Consider the following 240-nt stretch of genomic DNA (forward strand, 5'->3'; position numbering starts at 1 on the left):
CTGCATAATAGCGAACATAGTCATAACCAAGGTAAGAAATCCATTGGTGATTATCCGCAGTCAAAACTTTGTCATAGATAACATGGTCACCCTTACTGAAAACAAAAGTAGGTTTGAGGTCTGCTTTTGGTTCTTTCTTAATATCTGTGTCACGTGTAAAGTAGAAAGTTCCTGTCGCTGGGATGTTCAAAGCACCTGTTGTGGCTTGAGTGCCATTAGAAGACTTACCATCCCCATTAC

1 protein-coding gene is annotated in these 240 nt (G+C 40.4%); it reads right to left on the reverse strand.

The annotated features are described in order from the left end of the window. A partial coding sequence (locus tag AX662_RS05465; protein ID WP_197414663.1) for an SH3 domain-containing protein occupies window positions 1-240 on the reverse strand: 240 nt, incomplete at both ends.

This window comes from Streptococcus sp. CCH5-D3 (genome assembly GCF_001556435.1).
Lineage (GTDB): Bacteria > Bacillota > Bacilli > Lactobacillales > Streptococcaceae > Streptococcus.